The organism is Streptomyces sp. 351MFTsu5.1 (assembly GCF_000383655.1).
Taxonomy (GTDB): domain Bacteria; phylum Actinomycetota; class Actinomycetes; order Streptomycetales; family Streptomycetaceae; genus Streptomyces; species Streptomyces griseorubiginosus.
The window spans coordinates 517,970-535,018 of sequence record NZ_KB911775.1; the positions used below are offsets into that span (position 1 = coordinate 517,970).

At 72.6% G+C, this 17,049-nt stretch carries 15 protein-coding genes; 5 read left to right on the forward strand and 10 right to left on the reverse strand.

All coding sequences use genetic code 11. From position 1 onward, the window contains the following. Positions 1 to 8 precede the first annotated feature (8 nt). The 6 genes from H295_RS0102255 to H295_RS0102280 form a co-directional block, all read right to left on the reverse strand. A complete protein-coding gene (locus tag H295_RS0102255; protein WP_020133720.1) occupies positions 9 to 677 on the reverse strand; it encodes an ABC transporter permease in 669 nt (222 codons plus the stop codon). After that, on the reverse strand, positions 674 to 1,363 hold the full coding sequence (locus H295_RS0102260) for an ABC transporter permease (protein ID WP_020133721.1): 690 nt from the start codon (positions 1,361 to 1,363) through the stop codon (positions 674 to 676). Before H295_RS0102260 ends, H295_RS0102255 begins: the two co-directional genes overlap by 4 nt. Continuing rightward, positions 1,360 to 2,487: an ABC transporter ATP-binding protein gene (locus H295_RS0102265; protein WP_028808976.1), complete on the reverse strand. Its 1,128-nt coding sequence runs from the start codon at positions 2,485 to 2,487 to the stop codon at positions 1,360 to 1,362. Before H295_RS0102265 ends, H295_RS0102260 begins: the two co-directional genes overlap by 4 nt. A 108-nt stretch (positions 2,488 to 2,595) precedes the next feature. Further along, complete coding sequence (locus tag H295_RS0102270; protein ID WP_020133723.1) at positions 2,596 to 3,333, reverse strand: FAD:protein FMN transferase; 738 nt, start codon at positions 3,331 to 3,333, stop codon at positions 2,596 to 2,598. A gap of 10 nt (positions 3,334 to 3,343) precedes the next feature. Next, on the reverse strand, positions 3,344 to 4,039 hold the full coding sequence (locus H295_RS0102275; RefSeq protein WP_020133724.1) for an FMN-binding protein: 696 nt from the start codon (positions 4,037 to 4,039) through the stop codon (positions 3,344 to 3,346). 10 nt (positions 4,040 to 4,049) lie between these two features. Then, positions 4,050 to 5,390, reverse strand: coding sequence for a ferric reductase-like transmembrane domain-containing protein (locus H295_RS0102280; protein ID WP_078616539.1), 1,341 nt, complete (start codon positions 5,388 to 5,390; stop codon positions 4,050 to 4,052). Positions 5,391 to 5,565: 175 nt separating this feature from the next. Between H295_RS0102280 and H295_RS0102285 the strand changes: the two genes are divergently transcribed. Together H295_RS0102285 and H295_RS0102290 are read left to right on the forward strand one after the other, a co-directional pair. Next, on the forward strand, positions 5,566 to 6,240 hold the full coding sequence (locus H295_RS0102285; protein ID WP_020133726.1) for a response regulator transcription factor: 675 nt from the start codon (positions 5,566 to 5,568) through the stop codon (positions 6,238 to 6,240). Beyond that, positions 6,237 to 7,679 (forward strand): sensor histidine kinase, encoded by a 1,443-nt coding sequence (locus H295_RS0102290; RefSeq protein WP_020133727.1) that lies wholly within the window; start codon positions 6,237 to 6,239, stop codon positions 7,677 to 7,679. Before H295_RS0102285 ends, H295_RS0102290 begins: the two co-directional genes overlap by 4 nt. A 66-nt stretch (positions 7,680 to 7,745) precedes the next feature. Here H295_RS0102290 and H295_RS0102295 read toward each other — a convergent pair whose 3' ends face one another. From H295_RS0102295 to H295_RS0102310, 4 genes are all read right to left on the reverse strand, one after another. Continuing rightward, complete coding sequence (locus tag H295_RS0102295) at positions 7,746 to 8,891, reverse strand: C40 family peptidase (protein ID WP_020133728.1); 1,146 nt, start codon at positions 8,889 to 8,891, stop codon at positions 7,746 to 7,748. Positions 8,892 to 9,046: 155 nt separating this feature from the next. Then, on the reverse strand, positions 9,047 to 9,583 hold the full coding sequence (locus tag H295_RS0102300) for an RNA polymerase sigma factor (RefSeq protein ID WP_028808978.1): 537 nt from the start codon (positions 9,581 to 9,583) through the stop codon (positions 9,047 to 9,049). Positions 9,584 to 9,671: 88 nt separating this feature from the next. Then, the gene (locus tag H295_RS0102305; protein WP_020133730.1) at positions 9,672 to 10,337 is read right to left on the reverse strand and encodes a M15 family metallopeptidase; all 666 of its coding nucleotides are present in this window, start codon (positions 10,335 to 10,337) and stop codon (positions 9,672 to 9,674) included. A 185-nt stretch (positions 10,338 to 10,522) separates the two neighbouring features. Further along, positions 10,523 to 13,816 (reverse strand): AfsR/SARP family transcriptional regulator, encoded by a 3,294-nt coding sequence (locus H295_RS0102310; protein ID WP_020133731.1) that lies wholly within the window; start codon positions 13,814 to 13,816, stop codon positions 10,523 to 10,525. Between the two features lie 372 nt (positions 13,817 to 14,188). Between H295_RS0102310 and H295_RS0102315 the strand changes: the two genes are divergently transcribed. The 3 genes from H295_RS0102315 (at position 14,189) to H295_RS0102325 (ending at position 17,024) form a co-directional block, all read left to right on the forward strand. Next, positions 14,189 to 15,178: a hypothetical protein gene (locus tag H295_RS0102315; protein WP_020133732.1), complete on the forward strand. Its 990-nt coding sequence runs from the start codon at positions 14,189 to 14,191 to the stop codon at positions 15,176 to 15,178. 132 nt (positions 15,179 to 15,310) lie between these two features. Then, positions 15,311 to 15,778: a hypothetical protein gene (locus H295_RS0102320; protein ID WP_020133733.1), complete on the forward strand. Its 468-nt coding sequence runs from the start codon at positions 15,311 to 15,313 to the stop codon at positions 15,776 to 15,778. 229 nt (positions 15,779 to 16,007) lie between these two features. Then, on the forward strand, positions 16,008 to 17,024 hold the full coding sequence (locus H295_RS0102325) for a lysylphosphatidylglycerol synthase transmembrane domain-containing protein (RefSeq protein WP_020133734.1): 1,017 nt from the start codon (positions 16,008 to 16,010) through the stop codon (positions 17,022 to 17,024). Positions 17,025 to 17,049: the final 25 nt, after the last annotated feature.

The following is a 17,049-nucleotide window of genomic DNA, read 5'->3' on the forward strand; positions in this document are numbered from 1 at the left end:
TCCCTCGCCTAGTTGCTCCTGAGCACGCCACGCGACACGGTCAGCCGGGTGATCCCCCAGAACACCCCCAACGTGACCAGCGCCAGCGCAGCGACCAGCGTCGCACCGCCCACGACCTTCTCGTAGTTGCGCTGGTAGAGCCCGTCCACGATGTACCGTCCGAGCCCGCCCAGGGAGACGTAGGCGGCGATCGTGGCCGTGGACACGATCTGGATGGCCGCGGAGCGCAGGCCGCCGAGGATCAGCGGGAGGGCGACCGGGAGCTCGACCCGGAAGAGGACCTCCACCTCGTGCATGCCCATGCCTCGCGCCGCGTCCACCGGCGCCGGGTCCACCGACCGCATCGCCTCGTAGGTGGTGACGAGGATCGGCGGTACGGCGAGCACCACCAGCGGGATCATCACGTTGATCAGCCCGAACCCGAGGGACAGGGTCATCAGCACCAGCAGGCCGAAGGTGGGCAGGGCCCGCCCGGCGACGGCGATGAAGGCGAGCGCGTTGCCGCCCCGCCCGTAGTGCCCCGTGACGAGCCCCACCGGCAGTCCGATCGCCGCGGCGATGGCGAGGGCCTCCAGGGTGTACTGGACGTGCTCCCACAGCCGCGTGGGAATCCCGTCGTAGCCCTGCCAGTGGGCGCCGTCGCTGAAGAACGCGTTGATGAAGTTGAGGACGTTCACCGGGCGGCGACCTCCGGTTCGGGCCGCTGCGCGCGGCGCGCCCGCGCGCCGCTCGGCATCCACGGCGTCAGGAGCAGGCGTACGACGACCAGCAGCCCGTCGGCGAGGATCGCGAGGACCGCCATGGTCAGCACGGCGTTCACGGCGAGTTCGGGCCGGTTGTAGATGTTGGCGTCGTTGATGAGGTTGCCGAGCGCGCCCTGGTTGCCGATGAGGGCGCCGACGCTGACCAGCGAGATGCTCGACACGGTCGCCACCCGCAGCCCCGCGATGATGGCGGGCACCGCGATGGGCAGCTGTACCTGGAGGTAGCGGCGTACGGGCCCGAAGCCCATGGCGGTCGCGGCGGCGAGGGTCTCCTGCGGCACCGAGCGGACGCCGTCGACGATCGCCGGGACCAGGATGACGAGGGTGTAGACGGTGAGCGGGATCATCACCGTGAGTTCGGTCTGGCCGGTGTAGTCGATGAGGACGACGAAGAAGGCCAGTGAGGGGATGGCGTACAGCACGGTCGTCACCCACAGCACCGGCGGGTACAGCCACCGGAAGCGCACACACAGCTGGGACAGCGGCAGCGCGATCACCAGCCCGGCGAGGACCGGCAGCAGGGCTTCCCTGAGGTGCAGGCCGATCAGCCCGAGCCAGCTGTGCTGGAGGTCGCTGGGGATGTCGAAGAAGCCGTTCACCGCACGGCCTCGGAGTCGGTGCGGCCCTCCGCGTGCGCCCCGCGGATCGCCTCGCCGATGGCCTGCTGGGAGACGACTCCGGCGACCCGGCCCTCGGCGTCCACGCCGACCGCCCACCCGGTGGGCGAGAGCACCGCGCAGTCCAGCGCGGCCCGCAGCGAGTCCGTACCGGCGACGAACGGCCGTCCGTAGGGCAGCAGTCGGGCGGTGTCGACGCTCCCGGCGGTCAGGTTCCTCGGCTCGCTCCAGCCGAGGGGCCGGCCGTCCACGTCGGTGACGAGGAGGTAGGGGGCCTCGTCCGTGGCACGGGCGATCTGCTCGGCGCCGGCGTCGACCGCGACGACCGGGCCGGTGAGCAGCCGCAGTCCGGCGGAGCCGAAGAAGGAGAGCCGGCGGATGCCCCGGTCGGCGCCGAGGAAGTCCTCGACGAACGCGTCGGCCGGGTTCGACAGCAGTTCGGCGGGCGGCGCGTACTGGGCGAGCTTGCCGCCGGTGCGCAGCACGGCGACCATGGTGCCGATCTTGACGGCCTCGTCGATGTCGTGGGTGACGAAGACGATGGTCTTGCCCAACTCGTCCTGGATGCGCAGGAGTTCGTCCTGGAGGCCCTTGCGCACGATGGGGTCGACAGCCGAGAACGGCTCGTCCATCAGGAGGACCGGAGGGTCGGCGGCGAGGGCGCGGGCCACTCCGACGCGTTGCTGCTGGCCGCCGGAGAGCTGGTAGGGGTACCGCTTGGCGAGCGAGCCGTCCAGCCCGACCCGCTCCATCAACTCCCGTGCCCGGGCCCGTGCCTTGTCCTTGCCCCAGCCCAGCATCCGGGGCACGGTGGCGATGTTGTCGACGATCGTGCGGTGCTGGAAGAGGCCGGCGTTCTGGATGACGTACCCCATGGACCGGCGCAGGGTGTTGACCGGCTGCTGACGGCTGTCCTTGCCGTCGATCAGGATGGTGCCCTCGCTGGGCTCGACCATCCGGTTGATCATCCGCAGGGTCGTCGTCTTGCCGCAGCCCGAGGGCCCCACGAGCACGGTGATCGAGCGGTCGGGTATCTCCAACGAGAGCCGGTCGACCGCCACGGTGCCGTCCGGGTACCGCTTGGTGACTGAATCTATCCGTATCAAGGCGCCGAATACCCTTCGGGTCTGGCCGGGATTGACCACTTCCGGCCACGCGAACGGCCGTCCGGCAGAGTCTAGACGGCCGGTGTTTCAGCACCGCGCGGCAACCCGCTAAGCCGCTGTCGCCTCGGCCGTCGGGAACCCCGGGGTGCGCAGCACGCGGCGTTGCGCGTCCACCGCGAACACCTCGCAGCCGGGCAGGGCGGCGGCCCAGTCGACGCCCTCGGGGCCGAGGGCGAAGGCCGCGGTGGCGACCGAGTCGGCCTCGGTGAGCGTGGCGGCCACGACAGTCAGGCTGAGCAGGCCGGTCGCCGGGCGGCCGGTGCGGGCGTCGTAGATGTGGTCGCCGCGTTCGTAGCGCGCGGAGGTCGCGACCGCCCCGTTGGTGAGCGAGAGCACCGTGCACAGCTGGTCGGCGTGCTCGGGATGCCGTACGCCCACCCGCCAGGGGCCGCCGGCGGTGACCACGTCACCGCCGGCGTTGAGGACGAAGCGGCAAGCACCGGCCTGCTTCAGGAGCTCCGCCGCCCGCTGCACCGCCCAGCCCTTGACCACCGCGCAGGGGTCGAGACGGCGACCGGGGGGCCGTACGTCGAAGGCTCCCCCGGTCGCGCGACGGTAGTGCTCGCACAGGCCGAGGATCTCGCGCAGGTCCGCGCTCAGCGCGTCCTCGGACAGCTCGGCGCGGTCGTACCGCGACACCTCGCTGTCCTCCTTGAACGGGCTGAACCGGGCGTCGGCCTCGCGCAGCCACGCGAAGACCTCGTCCGCCGCGGACTCGGGGACGTCCTCGTCGTCGACCCGGAGCGAGACGGGGAAGCCCATGACGTGTTCGACGCGGTGCAGCATGGTCGGTTTCTCAGCCCTTCGCGTCGATCGCCGCCTGGAGGGACTCCTTGTAGCCCTCACTGGTGATGGTCGCACCGGACACGGTGTCGATGTCCGCGCTCTGCGCCTGAAGCGTCTCCGCGACCAGCTTCGGCACCGCGGCCGTCGTCTGCGGATGGTTCGGCTGCTGGAGCATCTTCACGGCGCTGATCTTGTCGCCCGAGAAGGTCACCTGGACCTGGACGGTGCCCTTCTCGGTGTCCACCGCCGTGCCGTCGACGGTCTTGGCCGCCTCCTGGGCGGGGGACGCCGAAGCCTTCGCGGCCGTCTTGGCGTTGTCGTCGATCGCGGCCTGGAGGGACTTCTTGTAGGCGTCACTGGTGATCGTGGCACCGGACACGGTGTCGATGTCCGCGCTCTGCGCCTGCAGCGTCTCCGCGACCAGCTTCGGCACCGCGGCCTCGGTCTGCGGGTGGTCCGGCTGCTGGAGCATCTTCACGGCGGTGATCTTCGTGCCGTCGAAGGTCACCTGGAGCTGGACCGGGCCCTTCTCGGTGTCGACGGTCGGGGTCGTCACCACATGGGTACCCGACGTCCCGGAGGAGGAGGTGGACGTCGGCGCGGGGGTGGTCGCCTGGACGCTGGAGGAGCCGGCCGAGGGCTGGTACAGCCACACGGGCACCAGGCCCGCGATGCTCAGGACGACGACGGGTATGGCTCGTTTCACGGTCTCTTCCTCATCCCGCCAGGCTGAAGCGTTCGAAGTGGGTCTGCGCCCTGGGCACGTTCAGTTCCCGCAGGCTGCCCAGCACGGCGTTCATCATCGGGGGCGGTCCGCACAGGAAGACGTCCCGCTCGGCGATGTCCGGCACGAGCCGGGCCAGTTCGCCCGCCGCCAGCTTGTCGGGCACCGGCGGCCCGGTGACCAGGTGGAGTTCGGCGCCCTTGGCGAACGCGAGGTCGCGCAGCTCGTCGTAGAGGACGGCGTCCCGGTCGGAGCCGACCCGGTAGATCACCACGGCGTGGCCCTGGATCTCCTCCAGGAGGGCCCGGATCGGGGTGACGCCGACACCGCCGGCGATGAGCACGGACTCCGGCCGGGTGCGGTGCAGGGCGGTGAACGCGCCGTAGGGGCCCTCGGCGAAGACGCGGGTGCCGACCTTGACGTGCCGCAGGGCCGCGCTGCCCTCGCCGGCCGCCTTGGCGGTCAGCCGTAGCGTCCTGCCGTCGGGGGCGGCGGACAGGGAGAAGGGGTTGGCCTGCCACCAGCGGTCGGCGGTCAGGAACCGCCACAGGAAGAACTGGCCGGCGCGGGCGGGCAGTTGGTCGAGGTCCTTGCCGCTGATGTAGACCGAGACGACGTTGTCGCTCTCGGGGACGACGGCGGTGACCCGGAACTGGTGGCGCCAGTTGCGCCACAGCGGAAGCACCGCGCGGCCGAGGACCACCGAGCCGAGCGCGACGCCCCAGACGCCGTACCAGTACCCGGTGGCGGCCGGGGAGGACGTGAAGGTGGTGCCGACGGCGACCTGGTGGGTGAAGGCCAGCACCACGGCGACGTACGTGTACAGGTGGATGAAGTGCCAGGTCTCGTAGGCGAGGCGGCGCCGCGCGAAGCGGGCGGAGACGGCGCCGATCACGAGGATCAGGAGGAACGCGACGACCGCGCGGAGCACCCCCTCGGTGGTCTCGGCCAGGTCGACGATCTCGCCGATCGGGCCCACGTCGGTGCCCTCGGCGTAGCCGAAGGCGATGAGGACGACGTGCGCGAGGAGCGTCCACAGCAGCGCGAAGCCGGTCCAGCGGTGCCAGGAGGTCAGCCGGTCCATGCCGATGCGGCGGTCGAGCCAGGGCAGCCGGGCCACCAGGACCAGCTGGAAGGCCATGACGAGCGCGGCGTACAGGCCGGTGAGGCGGCCGAGCACGATGAGCGCGTTGGAGGCGAAGCCGGCCTGGGCGAAGAAGAACGCGACCACGGCCGCGTTGGCGGCCAGCACGGCGTAGAGACCGGTGCGGGCCACCACCCTGGGGCGTTGTATCGCCGTGGGGGGCGAGGGGGGCGATTGGACGGTCGTCACGGCAGGGAGCTCCTTGATCGGGGCCTGGGTTACCGAGCTTCCCCGGCGGTAGCTGTCGATCAGCTGTCGTACAACTTTCAAGAGGTTATCGATCTGTCCCGGGTTCCCGTCCGGCTCTGGCTTTCGGCCCGCCGTGAAGCACTATGAGCGGGTGGAAAAAGTACGACTCCTCGTCGTGGACGACGACCCGCCGATCGCCGATCTCGTCGCGACGGTCGCCCGCTACGAGGGCTGGGAGGCGGTCACCGCGAACTCCGGCGAGGAGGCGCTGAGCCGCGCCGCCGAGTTCCGTCCGGACATCGTGGTGCTCGACCTGATGCTCCCGGACATCGACGGCTTCGGTGTCCTGGACCGGCTGCGGCGCTCGGGCACGATGGTGCCGGTGGTGTTCCTCACCGCCCGGGACGCGGTCGCCGACCGGGTGGCCGGACTGACCCGGGGCGGCGACGACTACCTGGTCAAGCCGTTCGCCGTGGAGGAGCTGATGGCCCGGCTGCGGACCGTGCTGCGGCGCAGCGCCGGACCCGGCTTCCAGCGCTCGGTGCTCCGGGTCGCGGACCTCACGATGGACGAGGACACCCGCGAGGTGCGCCGCGGCGACAAGCTGGTCACGCTCACCCCGACCGAGTACGAGGTGCTGCGGTACCTGATGCGCAAGTCGCCGACCGTGCTCACCAAGGCGCAGATCCTCGACCACGTGTGGGAGTACGGCTTCGGCGGCCGCTCCAACGTCGTCGAGCTGGTCGTCAGCCGGCTGCGCCGCAAGCTGGACGAGCCCGACGACGGCAGGGCGCCGCTGATCCACACCGTGCGGGGCTTCGGGTACGTCATCCGGCAGGCGGCGGAATGATCCGGCGGCTGCGCTCCGCCTACCGCCGGATGCGTCTGGGGACCCGGCTCGCCCTGGGCCTCGGGGTGCTGGCCCTGCTGGTGTTCGGCGTGGTCGGCACGGCCCTGACGACCTACATGCACGACTACCTGTCGGCGCAGCTGAACGAGCAGCTGGCGCTCGCCCAGACCGCCCAGTCCAAGAGCATCGCGGAGTCCGGCACGCTGGCGGGCAAGAAGTACTACCGCTGGTACTACGCGGTGTACGACGTGCAGGACGGCACCCCCGAGCTGCGCACGCCCGAGGACCCCACCGACCTGCCGAAGGACGTCGAGGAGTTCACCACCGTCGCCAAGGCGCAGACCGTGTCCGACACCGAGGTGCTGGCCACCGAGCACCTCAGGGGCCAGGGCGACTACCGGCTGCGGGCCTGCGAGGTCGAGCCCGGCGTGATCCTGGTCAGCGCGGCCCCCATGGACGACATCGACGCGACCGTACGGCGGCTGGTCACGGTCCAGGTCGTCGCCTTCGGGCTGGCCCTGCTGGTGCTGGTGCTGATCGGCCGCAGGCTGCTGCGGCGCGGTCTGCAACCGCTCAGCGACATGGCGCACACCGCGCACGGCATCGCCTCGCACGACCTGTCCGAGACGGCGGCCCGGCTGCCGTTGCGCGCCGACAAGCGGGGCGGCGGCCCGGAGGTCGAGGAACTGCGCACCGCCTTCAACACCATGCTGGAGCACATCGACGACTCCCTCGCGGTCCGCGCGGAGGCCGAGCAGCGGCTGCGCCGGTTCGTCGCGGACGCCTCGCACGAGCTGCGCACGCCCCTGATGTCCGTACGGGGCTACGCGGACCTCTTCCAGTACGCCGCCGCGAACGCGCCCGAGGAGCGCGAGCGGCACCTGGCCCGGCTGCGCGCCGAGGCGGCCCGCATGGGCTTCCTCCTGGACGACCTGCTGCTGCTCGCCCGCCTCGACGCGGCGGAGGTGGAGACCCCGCTCCGCCCGGCCGAGGTGGACCTGGTGGAACTGGTCGAGCACGCGGCCGACGCGTTCCGGGCGAGTCACCCGGACCATCCGCTGACGGTGGTGCCGGGACCGCAGGCCCTGAAGCTGCGGCTCGATCCGCAGCGGGTCCGCCAGGTCCTCGACAACCTCCTCACCAACGCGGCCGTGCACACCCCGCCGGGCACCGAGGTGTCGGTCGGGGTGCGGGTGCGGGACGGGAGCGCGCGGGTGCGGATCGCGGACGCGGGCCCCGGTGTCCCGGCCGCCGACCAGGAGCGGGTCTTCGACCGCTTCTACCGGGTCGACAAGGCCCGCAGCCGGGACCGGGGCGGCAGCGGCCTCGGCCTCGCCGTGGCGAGCTCCCTGGTCCGGGCGCACGGCGGCACGATCGCGCTGGAGAGCGAGCCGGGCTCGACCGTGTTCACGGTGTCGCTCCCGCTGACGCTCGGCTGAGGCCCCGGCGAACGCGGCTCCGACGCCTCGCCGGACGGCCGGCGAGGCGTCGGAGCAGTGACCGGATCAGCAGGTGGCCACCCCGGGCAGCCAGTCCGGGCCCTTGATGTAGATGACGGTCATCCACGAGCCGTCGGTGAGCTTGGCCCAGGCGTCGTTGGTGTAGCCCTCGGCCGTGACGGTCTGGGCGTGCGCCTGGCAGACCACGTTGACGGTGGTCGGCTGCGCGAAGTAGTCGACCACACCGGCGTTGACGTTGGGCTCGCTGTGGGTGCGCACCCCGGTGCCCCAGGTCTGGAACGCCTTGCTGCCACCGGACGGCGGCGGGGTGCTGCTGCCGCCGCAGTCCGGGATGCCGGGCAGCCAGGCCGGGCCCTTGATGTAGATGTTGGTGACCCAGGAGCCGTCGGCGAGCTTGGACCAGGCGTCGTTGGTGTAGCCCTCGGCGGTCACGGTCTCCGCGTGCTGCTGGCACTGCACGGACACCTGCGTCGGCCCGGGGAAGGTGTCGACGACGTCGGAGCCCACGCTCGGCGAGCGGTGCGTGCGCACGCCGGTGCCCCAGGTCTCGAAGACCGTGCCACCGTTCGCGGGCGGCGGGATCGGGGTGCCGGAACCGTTGATCCGGACCGCGCCCGCGTAGTCGCCGCCGGTGCGCACCGAGGTGACCCGGATGTGGGTGCCGGACTCGTAGGCCTCGACCATCTGGCCGTTGCCCAGGTACATGGCCACGTGGTGGATGTGCCCGCTGCCCCAGAACATCAGGTCGCCCGGCAGCAGCGGGGCGGTGCCCTGCCCGGCGGAGAACCGGGCGGCGGCCTGCGAGGTGTGGAACTGGTCGTCGGCGGTGCCGTTGAGCAGGTCCTTGCCGGTGGCCCGGTAGTAGGCGTAGCGCATCAGGCCCGAGCAGTCGAAGCCCTTGCGTTCGCCGTCGTGGAGGCTGTCCGGGTCGGACCCGTCGTAGTAGCCGTAGCTGGCGCCGGGGGTGGCCGCGTGGCCGCCGCCCCAGCTGTACCAGACGCCGATCTGCGAACAGGCCGCGTCGACGGCGGCCTGCGCGGTGGCCGAGGCGCCGGGCGCGAGGACTCCGCAGCTCGCGTCCGCGGCGGTCTGGGCCGCGTGGGCCGGGGCGGAGAAGAAGGCGGTGAGGGCCAGGGCCGAGGCGCCCAGGATCGCGCCGCTGGTCCGGCGGCGCGTGCTGATGGTCTGCAAGGGACTCTTCCTTCGTCGAGGGACGTCGAGGTGACGTCGAGGTGCTCGAAGTGCTCGAGGTGGCGCCGACGGCATGCCGGTCGGGATGCCGTCGGCGCCCGTGGTCGGCCGACCCGGGAGGCGCACCCCACCCCCGTGGGGGTGTGCCTCCCGGGTCAGTTGTGGAGCGCGGCGCGCATCTTGGCGAGGCCCCGCAGCCGGTTGCGCTGGACCGTGCCGCGGTGGGCGCCGAGCCGCTCCCCGGCCGTGTCGTGGGTGAGCCCCTCCAGATCGACGAGGATGACCGCGGCGGCCTCCTTCTCGGAGAGCATGCCGAGCAGCGCGAGGGCCGTGGCGGAGGCCTCGTAGGAGGCGAGTCCGCCGTCCCAGCCGGATTCCGGCAGCTCGTCGGTGGTGCGCTCGCGCCGGGAGGGGTGCTGCCAGGAGTCGCGCAGCAGGTTGAGGGCGACGGCGCAGGTGTAGGCGTACGGGTGCTGCTGTCGTGTCAGGCTCTGGGCGCGGGCCCGCCGGGAGAGCCGCAGATAGGTCTCCTGGAGCAGGTCGTCGGCGTCGTGCGGGTTTCCCGTCAGCGCGAGCAGCCGTCGGCGCAGCCGCGGCATGTCGGCCGTGAAGGAGGCGTCGAAGTCCTTCGGGCTCATCCCGTTGCCGGCCTCACGCGGCGGTGGCGGACAGCTGGTGTGACTGTGGTCCACTCGTTCCCCCTGGTGATGATTCTTGCGGGGATCACATGGGTCCGGTGATCCCCTGCGGTGTCCTTCGTGTGCTGTCCCGCTCCGGTGGTCAGGCCGGAGGGCGGGGCGGGTCGGCGGGGCCGTAACGGGCGGCCGGCATCCGGCGCAGCAGCGCCCAGTACCGGTCGCCGTACGACCAGTGCCACCACTCGGTGGGGTAGTTGACGAATCCGGTCGCGTTGAGCACGCGGCCGAGCAGGGCCCGGTTCGCGCGTGCCTCGGCGCTGATGCCGGGTGCGTGGGTGCGGCAGGTGCCGCCGCTCTCCTCCGGGGTGGCGTTGACCTCGGTGCCGAGCGGCAGTTCCCGGCCCGCGCGGTCGCACAGGGTCAGGTCCACCGCGCCGCCGCTGACGTGCGGGGCGACCTCCGGCGGTGAGATGTACGCGCTCGCCAGCTCACGTATCCGTTCGGGACCCGCGTCCGGGAGGTCCTTGCGGAGGGTGGCCGCGTACTGCTCGAAGTAGCGGCGCTGGAGGTCCGGCGGCCGGTACCCCTCGACCACCAGCAGCCGGATCCCCGCGGGCAGCAGCCGCTGCGCCCGCACGAGCCGCTCCAGCGCGCCGGCCCGCAGATGCGCGTAGCTGCCGTCGTCGTCGGCCTGCCGGTCGTCGAGCAGCAACTGCCCGCCGGCCCGCAGATCGACGAGGGGCTCACCGCATTCGTCCGGCCGGACGGCGGCGACCCGGGGGTCGGCGAGCGTGATGATGTCGGTCACGGGAACAGAGTCCCCGGGAGCTCTGCAATTGCTCTGCAGATCGCCTGCAAGCAACTATCCAGGGTCCTGCAGCGCGCCCTATAGGGGCGCGGGGCTGTATCGATTTGCGGCTCCGCCGCGGGGCGCGATCAGCCACAACGAACCCGCAGCCGCTTTACAACCGGACCCGGCACCCCCGTAGGCGACTAACCCCGCTCGGCCGCCTCCCTGGCCCCCAACTCCCGGAAAACCCGCATCGCTTCAGCCCGGGCATCGGCCCCCGCCCCCGACTCCCCCGAGGCCTCGAACACCTCCGCCATGTCCCACAGCGTCCGCGCCCGCCACAACGGCAGCCGCAACTTCTCCCACCCCGACAGTGCCCGCTCCAACGGCTCCCGCGCAGCAACCGCGTCACCCGCCGCCAGGTGCCACTCCCCCAGCGTCCGCAGCACCAGCGCCTCCCCGAACCGGTCCTGTCGGTCGCGGGCCACCTCCAGGCACCGTTCGAGCCGTTCCCGCGCCGCGTCGAGCCGCCCCTGCCGCAGCTCCACCTTGGCCAGCGACTGTTCCGTGTACATCAGGCCCAAGGTGTCCTGGAGTTCCTCGAACCCCCGCAGCGCGTCCCGCAGCTGCCCCTCCGCCGCCGTCCACGCGCCCTCCGCCCGATGGCACAGCGCCAGCGACCGCACGGTCAGCGCGGCACCGAACCGGTCGCCCTCCGCCCGATACAGCTCCAGCGCGCGCGACAGGGCCTCGCGGGCCTCGGGACCCCGCCCCTGCTCGCGGTGGACACAGCCGAGGCCGTACAGCACCTGGGCCCGGGCGCCGCGGTCGCCGTCCGGTCCGTACCGCTCCAGCGCGGCGTCGAGCAGCTCCGACGCCTCGGGGAAGCAGGCCTGTTCGCGCCGGGCCGTGGCCATGCCGACCAGGGCCTGGGCCGACCCCTGCGGCGTGTCCCCCAAGGCCTCGAACAGGCGCAGGGCGTCCCGGAAGTAGTTGTAGGACTCCTCGAACTCGTCCTGTTCGTAGCGCAGTTGGCCCAGGCCGATGTGCAGCCACGCCTCGCCCTCGCGGTCACCGCTGCGGCGCACGGCCGCCATCGCCGCGGTGTGCGAGCGGGACCAGGCGTCGAACTGGTTGTAGAGGGCGACGGAGCTGGCTATCAACGCCCCCGCGAGGTCGCGGGCGGCCCGGTCCATGCCGTGGTCGGCGCAGTGGTCCACCGCGGCGAGCAGACCGGCCTGTTCGGCGGCGAACCAGGCGGCGGGCCGCGCGAGCAGCTCCTCCTCGGCGCGCGGGTCCAGCGGATCGACGGGCCGTACGGCGGCCGGTTCGGGGAAGTAGCGCGCCGCGCCGCCGGGGCCGCGGGCCGCGGCCTTCTCGGCGAGTCCGAGCCAGCACTCCACGAGGCGCAGCACGGCCGCCGAGCGTTCCTCGGGGCTCTCCTCCGACAGACAGCGCTCGCGGGCGTGTTCGCGGGCCAGGTCGTGGATGCGGTAGCGGCTGCGCCCGGTGCCGTCGACGCCGATCACGTCGATGAAGTGGCAGTCCACCAGCCGCTCGACGGCCTCCTCGGCCTCCTCGGTGCCGATGTCCAGCAGGGGCGCGGCGATCCAGGCGGCGAAGTCGGGCAGGTCGAGGAGGGCGAGCCGGCGCAGGGCGCGCCGCTGCTGCGGGTCGAGGTCGGCGTAGCCGAGTTCGAGGCTGGTGCGCAACTCCAGGTCCCCGGCGCGCAGTTCGTTGAGCCTGAGCCGTTCGTCGCGCAGCCGGGCGGCGAGCCGGCCGGGCACCCAGTGCGGCCGGGCGGCGAGCCGCGCCCCGGCGATCCGGACGGCGAGCGGCAGCCGTCCGCACAGGGAGACGATCTCGGCGGCCTGGTCCGGTTCGGCGTCGGTGCGGTCCGCTCCGGCGACGCGGCGGAGGAGTTCGAGGGCCTCGTCCTGGTCGGGCACGGTCAGGTCGAGGTGGGCGGCGCCTTCCAGGGCCACCAGTCGGCGCCTGCTGGTGACGAGCACCGCGGAGCCGGGTCCCGGCGGCAGCAGTGGTCGTACGTGCGCCTCCCCGGCAGCGTTGTCGAGGATCAGCAGGATGCGGCGGTGTCCGGTGACGGTGCGGTACAGGCCGGTGAGTTCCTCGACCGAGCTGGGCAGCGTCTCCGGTTCGGCGCCCATGGCGCGCAGCAGCCGGGCGAGGGCGTCGGCGGGCTCCAGGGGTGCGGTGTCGGCGGCCCTGAGGTCCACGAACAGGCGGCCGTCCGGGAAGAGTTCGGCGGTGCGGTGGCCGACGTGGACGGCGAGGGCGGTCTTGCCGGTGCCCGAGCGCCCGGAGATCACCCCGATGGGCGGGGCGGTACGGCCGGGGTCGTCGACTCCGCGGAGCAGCGGGACGGCCCAGTCGATCTGCTCCGTCCGGCCGACGAAGTCGGCGATGTCCGGGGGGAGATGGGAGGGCGCGGGCCGGGTCGGCGTGCCCGCTCCGGTGCCGTCCGGCGCGGTACGGCTCGGGGTCCGCTGCCGGGGCGTCCGGGCGGGCTCGGCCTCCGGGACCGGCGGGTGGGAGCCGGGGCCGGACCGTGAGGGGGCGTGCGACCGGGCGCCGGTGCCGAGGAGTGTGCGGTCGTGCGGCCGCTGTGCGGGGCCGGGTGACGGCTCGTGGGGCGAGGGGTGGGGCGGGTGCCCGGGGTACGGCGAGGTCGGGCGGGAGCCGGGTGCTGACCGCGAGGGCTCGTGCGGCCGGGCGCCGACGCCGAGCAGGGCGGGGTCGTTGGTCAGGACGGCCTTGTGCAGGGCCCGCAGTTCGGGCCCGGCGTCGATGCCCAGCTCCTCCCGCAGGACCTCGCGGCCCTCCTGGTAGGTGCGCAGGGCGTCGGAGACCCGGCCGGTCCGGAAGAGCGCGGTCATCAGCTGGCCGCGCGGCCGCTCCCGCAGGGGATGGGCGGCGACATGGGCGAGCAGGGGCGCGATGGTGCGGTCGGCGCGGCCGAGCTCCAGATGCAGGCCGAAGGACTCCTCCTGGGCGACGAGCCGCAGTTCCGCCAGCCGGGCCGCCTCGATCCGGGCGAACGACTGCGCGAGCCCCTCCAGGGCATCCTGGCCGCGCCAGAGTCCGAGCGCCTCGGACAGCAGGTCGGCGGCCTCCTCCAGGTGGCCCCCGGCGGCCTCGGACCGGCCGGAGGCGAGGAGTTCCTCGAAGCGGCGGGCGTCGACCTGGGCGGGGTCGAGGTCGGCGACATAGCCCGGCGGCCGGGTCCGGATCACCTCGGCGGCGTCGATGCGGGCGAGGGCGCGGCGGACCGCGGAGACATGGGTGGCGACGAGGGCGCTGGCGGTCGCGGGGGCCTGCTCGTCCCAGACGGAGTCGACGAGCCGGTCCGTCGAGAGGACCTCGCCGAGGTGGACGACGAGCGCGGACAGCACGGCGAGAGGTCTGATCCCGCCGAGCGGGGCCCGCCGGCCGCCCTGCCACACCTCCACCGGACCCAGCAGTCGTACCTGGAGCATGATCCCCCGATCGCCGCACCCACCCCATGGATACGTCTTCGACGATATCGACGGGCACGGACATCACACGGCGCGCGCACAGCCTTCCTGGCCGGATCCGGATGCCTGACGACCTCGGGCCGGGTCCCGGACAGCGCCTGCGCGTAGGAACAGACCCGGTGTGCGCCGCCTTCCCCGCCGCACGCTGGTTGGCCGGATTTCGACAGTGGGCAGAGGTCCTGCTCCTCCGAGGGACGGCTGGGCCGGGTCGTTCATATGAGCGCCGGACCAAGAAAAAATTCCATGATCCGAGGGACATACGGATGTGCCTCCAGGGGCGTCAACGGCTCGTAGGAACAAACCCGTTCGACCGCACACCCCAGGAGCATGCCGATGAAGCGCGCCGACGCCCCCCGCCGGACGGTGGTAGCCAGTGGACGCGGCATGCGGCGCGCGACCACCGCGGTGGGCACGATCGCCGCGCTGTCCTCGCTCGTCCTGACCGGATGCTCGGCGGACTCCGGCACCGCCCACGGCACCTCGCCGGTCGCCCGCGCCGAGGCCGCCGGGGCCACCGACAAGCTCACCTGGGCCCAGGACCTGCGGATCTCCGACGCCGAGCAGCACCTCGTCACGGAGTGCATGCGCAAGCACGGTTTCGACTACCAGGAGGAGAAGCCGCCGAGCCTGGAGGAGAGCCGTCCGGTCGGCTATGTGCAGGACGACGTCGACTGGGCGCGCAGTCACGGCTACGGCAGCCGGATCGAGGCGAAGGAGGACCGCGCGCGTCTGCGCAACCCCAACATCGCCTACCGCAAGTCCCTCTCCCGGTCCCGCCAGAAGGCCTTCGACATCGCCATGGACGGCGGCCGGGACGCGGTGGTGCTGAAGTCGCCGACACCGTCCGGCGGCACGATCAGCAAGCAGTCCGGCGGCTGTGCCGGCCAGGCCGAGAAGACGCTGTACGGCGATCCGGAGGCGTGGTTCCGCTCCGACGTGACCGTCAGGAACCTGCGCCCCCTGTACGTCGGCAAGTTGCTGGCCGACAAGGAGTTCAAGAGCGCGGTGGCCGCCTGGTCGCAGTGCATGAACAAGGCGGGTCACCCCTTCCCCGATCCCGACGCGGCACGCCAGTCCACGCGCGATCACAGCGCGGGACAGACCCCGGCCGAGGAGGCCAGGAGCTTCGCGAACGAGACCCGCCTCGCGGTCGCCGACGCCACCTGCGCCCGGTCGGTCTCCCTCCGTTCCGTCGGCGAGCGGCGCGAGGCCCACTACGTCGGCGAGCTCGCCGGCACGTACGGCTCCGCCCTCGACGCCCACCTGCGGATGCAACGGCACGCCCTGACCGTCGCCGAACGCACCGTCCCGGCGCGCACCTGACCCGGTACGCGCCGGTCCCGGAACATCCGTGACACCCGTGTCACGGACAGACCCCGCGACGACACTCGCGGACCGTCACCTCACCATCCCCACCACGCCTCCCAAGAGGCGCGAGCAGAACAGGAATCCGTCATGCGCAAGCTGACCGTCTCCCTCGCCACCCTGGGCATCGCGGCCCTCGGCATCGCCGTCCCGGCCACCGCCCACGCGGGCCCCGGCTGCAACGCCAACTGGAACGCGCATGGCCGTGACGGCGACGTCCGCGCCTGGGACGGCACCGACTGCGGCGGCACGCTCCTCGGCGTCACCGCGGGCAGCGACCCCTCCTGGGGCGACGGCGCCGGCCCCTTCCAGGGCAGCGACGCGAACAGCGCCTCGTCCGTGATGAACAGCGGCTTCATCGGCGGCAAGGACGTCGTGGCCTTCTACTGGCTCGACAACTACAACGACGGCTCGTACGGCTGCCTCCTGCCGGGCGAGAAGTACGTGGACGACCTCAGCCGGAACCACTTCACCAACAACGCGAACATGAACAACAACATCCAGTCGCACACCTGGGTGACCTCGTCCGCCTGCGCCCCGGGCTCCTTCATCAGCTAGGAGTCCGCTCGCCTCGCACGCCCCGGCACCCCGGCAACGGGTGCCGGGGCGGCCCGTTTCCGCGACCGCCGCCCCGCCTCGTGTCGCCCACCCGCCCGCACTCCTTCGGCTGCCGGACATTTGAACGTCACACCGAGAGGGAACGTTTCACTCGTCCCCTCTGCATCGCCTTGCCTCCGTCATGCCCCGCGCCCCGCACGGGGCATGACGCGAAAGGACGACGTGAGCCGTGTCCCTGCTTCCGCTCGAAGGTCCCCCGGCCCCGCTCCCGAGCAGCGCCCCGGCCCCCGCCCCCGCCGGTCACCGCCGCTCCCTGTCCCGCCTGACCCGCCGGGTGCTGACCCTGCTGCCCGTGCTGCTCATCGGCGTCTGGGCGGTGCTGGACTGGCGTGCCCTGTACGACGGCACCGCGCGGCTGGCCGACGCCGACCCCGGGTGGCTGCTCGTCGCGCTGCTGTGGACCTGCCTCGGCTGGGTATCCGCGTCCGTCGTACGGCAGGGCGCCCTCCCCGAACGGCTGCCCCCGGGGCTGCTGGTGGCCTCGCAGTTCGCCGCCGGTGCCGCCAACCACGTCCTGCCGGCGAGTCTCGGCGCCCACGCCGTCACCCTGCGCTTCCTGCGCGGCCAGGGCGTCCCGCTGGCCCGGGCCACCGCCTCGCTCGCCCTGTACTCGCTCGTCAGGCCGATCGCGAAGACGCTGGTGCTGGTCGGCTTCCTGGTCACGCTGCCCGGACTGCTGCGGCTCGGTGAACTCGTCCCGGACCGCCGCATGCTGTTCCTGCCCCTGGCGGCCGCGGGGCTCGGTCTCGGCGGCATCCTTCTGCTCCTCGTCCTGGTCCGTCCGCTGCGCCGCCCCGCGGTCACGTTCGTGCGCACCGCCCTGACCGACGCCCGCCTGCTGCACACCATGCCCAGCCGGGTCCTGGCCCTGTGGGGCGGTGCGGCCGCCGCGCCCCTGCTCCAGGCGAGCGTGATCCACGCGGTCGGCGCCTCGCTCGGCGTGACGCTGTCCTGGGCCCAGGTCGCGTTCGCGTACCTGGCCGCGAGCACCGCGGTCGGTTCGGTGCCCGCGCCCGGCGGCATCGGCCCGGTGGACGCGGCCATGGTCTTCACCCTGGCCGTCTACGGCGTTCCGGTGAGCGTCGGCACGGCGGCCCTGATCGGCTACCGGGTCCTGACGGTGTGGCTGCCGCTGCTGCCGGGGGTGCTGTGCATGTCGGCGCTGGTGCACCGCAAGGTACTTTGAACGTTCCTCCGATTGAATGCATCAT